4 protein-coding genes and 2 pseudogenes are annotated in these 6844 nt (G+C 59.3%); 5 read left to right on the plus strand and 1 reads right to left on the minus strand.

The annotated features are described in order from the left end of the window. The first annotated feature begins 84 nt into the window (after positions 1-84). From IQ273_RS28545 to IQ273_RS28555, 4 genes and pseudogenes are all read left to right on the plus strand, one after another. Positions 85-768 carry a response regulator transcription factor gene (locus IQ273_RS28545; protein WP_194026502.1) on the plus strand — a complete coding sequence of 228 codons (684 nt, stop codon included), beginning with the start codon at positions 85-87 and terminating at the stop codon, positions 766-768. Further along, entirely contained in the window at positions 708-2210 is a 1503-nt protein-coding gene (locus tag IQ273_RS35100; protein WP_313898281.1) for an ATP-binding protein, read from the plus strand. The genes IQ273_RS28545 and IQ273_RS35100 overlap by 61 nt, the downstream gene beginning before the upstream one ends. Before the next feature lie 278 nt (positions 2211-2488). After that, positions 2489-2672: pseudogene (locus tag IQ273_RS36095) on the plus strand (hypothetical protein); the annotation flags it as partial. 215 nt (positions 2673-2887) lie between these two features. Continuing rightward, positions 2888-3679 carry a TPM domain-containing protein gene (locus tag IQ273_RS28555; protein WP_313898282.1) on the plus strand — a complete coding sequence of 264 codons (792 nt, stop codon included), beginning with the start codon at positions 2888-2890 and terminating at the stop codon, positions 3677-3679. A gap of 283 nt (positions 3680-3962) precedes the next feature. Here IQ273_RS28555 and IQ273_RS28560 read toward each other — a convergent pair whose 3' ends face one another. Beyond that, positions 3963-6179 (minus strand): ATP-binding protein, encoded by a 2217-nt coding sequence (locus IQ273_RS28560; RefSeq protein WP_228054067.1) that lies wholly within the window; start codon positions 6177-6179, stop codon positions 3963-3965. Positions 6180-6356: 177 nt separating this feature from the next. On the opposite strand from IQ273_RS28560, the pseudogene IQ273_RS28565 reads away from it, so the two are divergent. Further along, positions 6357-6844, plus strand: a pseudogene (locus tag IQ273_RS28565) (cobaltochelatase subunit CobN); the annotation flags it as partial.

A 6844-nucleotide genomic window follows, 5' to 3' on the forward strand; every position in this document is an offset into this window, starting at 1 on the left:
GTTCACGGTTTGCCTTGAACCTGAAACCGTGACGTAACCCCCCTTTACTTGTCATCTTTAGCTTGGTCGACTACAGGTGCGCCTATGAACGTTTTACTGGTAGAAGACGAAGCCAGAATTGCTAAATTTGTGGCCCAGGGGCTACAGGAGCAGGGCTTTGTGGTCAATACCTGCACCAACGGCAGCGAGGGCTATGCTCTGGCCAGCGATCGCACCTACGACGTGGTACTGCTCGACATCATGGTACCGGGGATGGATGGGCTGGCGGTGCTCAAGGCGCTGCGGGGGGCGGGGCAGACTGTGCCGGTGATTTTGATTACCGCCCGCAACGAACTCGATGACCGTTTGGCCGGGCTCAACCTGGGGGCCGACGACTACATTGCCAAGCCGTTTTATGTGGAAGAACTGGTGGCTCGCATGCATGCGGTGGTGCGCCGCACCAGCGGCGATCGCCAAAATATCCTAACAGCAGGCCCCCTGCGCCTCGATCGCATCACCCGCGAGGTCACCTGCGGCGAGCGACAGGTGGAGCTAACGGCACGCGAATTTAACCTGCTGGAGTATTTGATGCGATCGCCCGGCCGCGTCTTTACCCGCACCCAAATTTTGGAGCATGTCTGGGGCTACGACTTCAACCCCAGCACCAACGTGGTCGATGTCGCGATTCAGCGGCTGCGCAAGAAGCTTGACCCCTTGGAGGCCGCCCAGTGGATCGAGAGCGTGCGCGGGGTGGGCTACCGCTTTCGGGCGGCGGAGGCCAGTGGATGAGCCTGTCGCCAAACGATCCACCTTCGAGAAGACAGCTCTCGCTACGGCTGCGGCTAGCACTGTGGTCAGCGGCCCTGGCCGGGGGGGCGCTGCTGGGTTTTGCCCTGCTCTCTAGCTGGCTGATCTACCAGGCCAAGCTCGACAGTCTCGATGCCCGTCTGCAAAGCGCTGGGCCACTGGCTCGCCCCGGTGGCCCCGGCGATCGCCGCGATTTTCTCCCCGGCGGCGATCGCGGTGCGTTGCCCCCCGACCCCGAGGCCGCCCTGGCCCGAGACCTGGGCTTGCCCGCCGATGCCGAAGTGGGGCTGTTGCTGATCAACCGAGCCGGGGAAGTAGTCTATCAATCGCCTCAGTGGCCAAATGCCCTAACTTCCATCTCTTCCCGTGTTGGTCGGTTTGATGGCGATCGCTCGCGCCGAGGCCCGCGTCAGTTGCTAACTGTGCGCTCTGCTGATGGCCCCTGGCGAGTGGCGGTGCGATCGACGCCCCTGGGTCAGATGGCGATCGCCGCCAACCTCAGCGCCCTGCGACGGGAGATGGCAACCCTACGCCGTATCTACGCCCTGACCATTCCAGGGCTGCTGCTGGCGATCGGCGGGGGAGCCTGGGTGCTGGCCGGTCAGGCGCTGCGCCCGGTGCGCCAGCTCAGCCAGAGCATTAGTCAGGTGACGGCACAGGGGCTGCACCAGCGGCTGCCCGCCGATCCCGATCCAGAATTTGCGCCGCTGATCACCGCTTTTAACGCCATGCTGGAGCGCCTAGAGCGCAGTTTTCACCAGGCCTCGCGCTTCAGCGGCGACGCCGCCCACGAGCTGAAAACTCCCCTTACCATTCTCCAGGGCGAGCTAGAGCGGGCCATGCAGCAGGTCGCAACCGGTTCCGCCGCCCAGCAAACCCTGGGCCAGCTGCTGGATCAGGTGCACCAGCTCAGCAGCATTGTGCGCAAGCTGGTGCTGCTGTCGCTGGCCGATGCCGGGCAAATGAGCATTCAGCGCCAGCCGGTCGATTTCAGCGCTCTGGTGCGCGATCAGCTCGACGATCTGTCGCTGCTAGCCCCCAATTTAGCGGTGAGCGCAGAGATTGAGCCGGGGGTGATGGTAGCCGCCGATCGCGATCTGCTAGGGCAGCTGGTTCAAAATCTGATCACCAACGCCGCCAAATACAACCGACCTCAGGGCTGGGTACGAGTGCAGCTGCAGTCCCTCCCGTCGCAAGTGCACCTGACCATAGCCAATGCCACTACCTCCCTGACCGCTACCGAGGCCAGCCGCCTATTCGATCGCTTTTATCGGGGCCAAACCGCCCGCGATCGCCCCACTGAGGGCCTCGGCCTGGGCCTTAGCCTGGCCCGTGAAATTGCCCGCGCCCACGGTGGTGACCTGGTGCTAGCCCCCAGCCCTGCCGACGAAGCCCAATTTAGCCTGCACCTACCCGTCGCCTGAATTAAACCCTATCCACGCGCCTACGGGTAAATAACGGTCAGGCATGTAATTCAGAAGGCCGCCGCCAAGGCTTGGCCTGAATGCCTGCCCACTCGCTCAACTCATTGCAGAGCCATTCAATTTCCTGAAAAGCGCCGTTGACGATCGCTGTTATCTATACCGCTGGGCAGTTCGCTGAGGACAGTACTACCGTCTGTCGCCAAAACTGGGACGGCGAACTGGCGTATAGCCATCGCCTATGGGTTGCCTACATAAATGTCCTACCTTTGTAGTGACGGCTACACTACAACTCCGCTCTTCTGTCGCGTCTACTCATTAAAGTACGAGGCCAGTGGGAATGCGAAAGCTCTGTCCATCATCACGCAGGTCTCACCGGCGGCTTGGCGACACATCTATCTGAATGGGCACTCTATCTTCCGCAGTATGGGGCAGGCGATCGCCCTGAATGCGATCGGGCAGGGCTGGATGCGGGCTGACGGAAAGTTCTGGTTTTTGGGCCTACACCCCCCAACTAGGTGCTTGCCGAGTGGGCAGAGAAATATTAGAGTTATGTAAACAACTGTTAACAAAGGTATAGACTAAATTAATGAATACGCTTCACTATTAGCTTTATCTTGGGCTGCCGGTGGGTTGCCTTCGTCGTTGTGGTCAATGTCATGTTTTTACGACAAGTCAGTATGAGACACGCGCTAAACGTTTTAGTCATTTGTGTCGTCAGCCTCTGCGCCTGGCTGCCCATGGCACCGGCCCTGGCCTACGACAACCCCGAACTGCTGCCCGACAGCCAGACCGCCATCATCGATCTAGCCCGATCGCTCAGCTCCCGCCAGGAGGAAGATCTAGATTCCCAGCTCAACACCTTTGAGACCGAAACCGGCTGGAAGCTGCGGGTGCTGACCCAGTATGACCAAACTCCAGGCCGCGCGGTCAAAGACTTTTGGGGCCTCGACGATCGCAGCATTATGCTGGTAGCCGACCCTCGTGGCGGCAATCTGCTCAACTTTAGTGTTGGCGATGCCGTCTACGACCTGCTGCCCCGCACCTTTTGGATCGAGTTGCAAACCCGCTACGGCAACCAGTTCTTTGTGCGTGAAAACGGCGAAGACAACTCTATTCTCAGCGCCCTAGAGTCGATTCAGGGCTGCCTGCGCCAGGGCGGCTGCAACGTCGTACCCGGCCTGCCTCAAGAACAGTGGGTGCTAACCCTAATTACCTCCGTGGTGGGCGGGGTAATCTGCGGATTTGCCGCTCACCCTCGCAAACCCGGCCAGATTTTAGCCTGGCAGTGGGTGCTAATTTTTTCGCCCCTGTGGGGAATTTTGTTCTTTGCCTTTGGTCTTGGCCCCGTGGTAACTCGCACCAGCGATTGGTTGCCCCTCACCCGCAATGTGTCTGGCTTCTTTATTGGAGCGCTGGTCGCTTACCTGACCCCGGCGTTCGGTGGCCAGGCTCCCAATTCAGAAACCTAACGGTTAGCCGTTCTGCAAAGTTTTGCTTGGGCGCTGTTCTACTTGAATAGCGCCCATTCTGTTTGTGACGGCATCAATATCCAGTCTGAGTAAATATAGCTTTGGCCAGTTTGCTTAGGACAGTTCAGCTATCAGCCGCAAAACTGGGGTAGCAACTTTCCGATTTGGTAAACCCCGACTCATAATCACGAACCCCGTAGGGGCAAATCATACTACGACCCTATAAACCGGGGTATTCAGTCAGAAGTTGGTATAACCGCTAGCGGAGCCTTCATTTAGGGCGCTAATGATTGACCCGCAAAGGTGGCTGCGCCGTCATGATCGCATTCACCGTAGACAGTAACTGCCGAGGATCGATCGGTTTGCCAACGCAGTCATTGGCCCCGGCTTTAAGGGCTCGTTCTGCCTGGTCGTGGTTATCGACATCAATGAGCGCCAAAATTTTTGTCTCCACGGGGTCTGAACTCTGGCGCAGGGCGGCGATAATGTCGCTGCCGTCGGCGCTGGCCAAATTCAGGCTGGTGATCACCGCAGCGGGCTGCAGCAGCTCGACCTGGTCAAGCACCCGCGACCCGTCTACGACCCAAATTACCTGATAGGCGGCGGCGGTGAGCATGTCGCAAATCAGGCTGGCGGTTTCTTCGTTGTCTTCGACCAGCACAATGCGCCCGACCACGGGTTCGGCGGCGGGTGCTTCGACCTCTGAGGAGGTCGTCGATCGCTGCTGCGGAATTCGCACGGTAAAAATAGAGCCAACCCCCACTTCAGAACTCACCTTGATCGAGCCGCCGTGGAGTTCGACCAGCTGCTTGGTCAGGGCCAGCCCCAGCCCGGTACCCTGGTGTTCTCGCTGGCGTACGCTTTCGAGCTGCTGAAATTTTTCAAACAGCAGGGGCTGAGCAGCAGGTGAAATGCCGATGCCGGTGTCTTCAATTTGAAATACGGCGTCGTTGGGCTCGCGCCGCACCCGCAGCACTACTTTGCCGTTAGCGGGGGTAAATTTAACGGCGTTGCTGAGCAGGTTGGCGAGAATTTGCCGCACCCGGCGGGGGTCGGCTACAAAGATATCTTGGTCGTGGGTCAGCTTTAGGTCGAGGCTGATGTCGATGGTGTGTTGAGCTGCTTCGTTGCGAAAGGCATCGACGCTCTGACGGCAAAGGGAGGTTAGGGAGAACTGCCTTATGTCTAAAACAGCCCGACCATTCTCAATTTTTGATACATCTAAAATATCGTTGATGACGCGCAGCAGGTGCTCGCCGCTGGCCTGAATGGTAGACAGGTAGTCGCGCTGGCGGAGGGAAAGCTCGCCCAGCGACCAGCGCTGGAGCGTAGCCGACATGCCAATGATGTAGGTCAGCGGGGTGCGCAGCTCGTGGCTCATGGTAGCCAAAAATTCGCTTTTGGCGCGGTTGGCGGCCTCGGCGGCGACCAGGGCATCGCGCAGGTCTTGGGTGCGCTCGACCACGCAAACTTCGAGGTTTTGGGTCTGCTGCTGCAGCCGCTGGTAGAGCTGAGCCTGGTTAATGGCGATCGACAGATGCTCGGCGATGTGCTGCAAAAACTCGGTTTCCCAGGGGTTCCAGCAGCGCTGGCTGTCGCATTGGTGCACAATCAGCAGGCCCCAGAGGTCTTGGCCTACCAGAATGGGGGCCACGGCCTTTGACTTGACCTGCACCTGCTGCAAGAAGGCCAGCATGCAGGGAATATCGCGGTAGGTCTCGGTAATATCGTCGATGACGATGGGTAGACCCTGGCGATAGTAGCTGGCGCGATCGGGATAGTCGGGATGATTTTGGAAACAGATCTGTTCGGTGTAGTGCAGCACTGAGGGCAGGCGATCGCTAACCCGCGACTCGTAGGTAATATAACCAACGCTTTTGGGCGGCCTGGTCTGCTCTGCCATCACCTCACCCGCCATCGACTTTACCCGAGCGGAGAAAGGCTGATCAAACTGGTAGATCAGCAGGCGATCGGCCTGTAAAAAGTGGCGCACCTCGGCAACGGTCGTTTCGAGAATTTCGGTCAGCTCCAGGCTGCCCTGAATTTTGGCGATCACCTGGTTGAGCAAGAAACGACGCTCCTGCTGCCAGTTGATCACGGTGGGGGCTGGGGCGGCAGGGCTGGCCTCATTGGCCTCGGCACAGGCCTGCACCCAGGCCAGCATAAACTGGCCCAGAGCCGCCAGACTGGTAGAACCACCAGCGCCAGGTTCTAGCCCCCGCTGCACCAGCCAGGCCTCAACTTTGTCGGGGTCAGTCACTAAGCTAACCAAGACGCGATCGCGATCGACTTTGTGGGGGCACGCCGTCACCACCACCGCCAGCTCGGCCCCCAGTAGGCACCAAAAACTATCGTCGTCAGCGGTGTCGGCGGGTATATCTGCTTCGGTGAGCAGGGTAAGCTGGTGCTGCTGGCTATACTGGCGCAAAAACTGCCCCAGCAACACCAGAGCTGCCCTGGGCATACCCGGTTCAGCGCCACGGTCTGTAGATTTAGGCATCCTTACATTTTGAGACTGAAAGCGCCCCTTGCGGTGGGCTAAACAATGGGTTCGGCGGAAGAAAGCCTTAAGGATTTGGCGGCAAGATTTGACAGACCTCATCGTAACTTTCGTTTTGGCGCTAGGCTGACTTACGCTAGAGTTCCTTCAGATTTGTCGTTGCCCTAGAGAACGCCCATGCATCGCTTAGCGGCCACCCCCGGCGGCTGGACTCCCGACACCGAGGGCGTTATTTTTGTGGAGCAAACCCCGGCTCCGCTGGTGTTTTTAACCGCCGCCGATACCGACATTCAAAGCCTCAGCCGGGCCAGGTTCCCGGTTTCGTTTCCGGCGCTGCGGGTGGTCAGCCTGCTTCAGCTTCAGCAGCAGCTCGCCATCGACACCTACGCCGACGACGTGCTGCGCCACGCTCAGCTGATCGTGGTGCGCCTGCTGGGGAGCCGCGCCTACTGGCCCTACGGCCTAGAGGTCGTACGCGAGGTGGCCGCCGACACCGGAGCCGCCCTGATTGTGCTACCCGGCGACAATCGCCCCGCCCCTGACCTAATCAGCCACTCAACCGTACCGCTGACAGTAGCCAACCAGCTCTGGCGCTACCTCAACGAAGGCGGCATTGAGAATATGGCCAATGGCCTGATGTGGGCCTGCGATCGCACCCTCAACAC

It is taken from the genome of Nodosilinea sp. LEGE 07298 (genome assembly GCF_015207265.1).
Lineage (GTDB): Bacteria > Cyanobacteriota > Cyanobacteriia > Phormidesmidales > Phormidesmidaceae > Nodosilinea.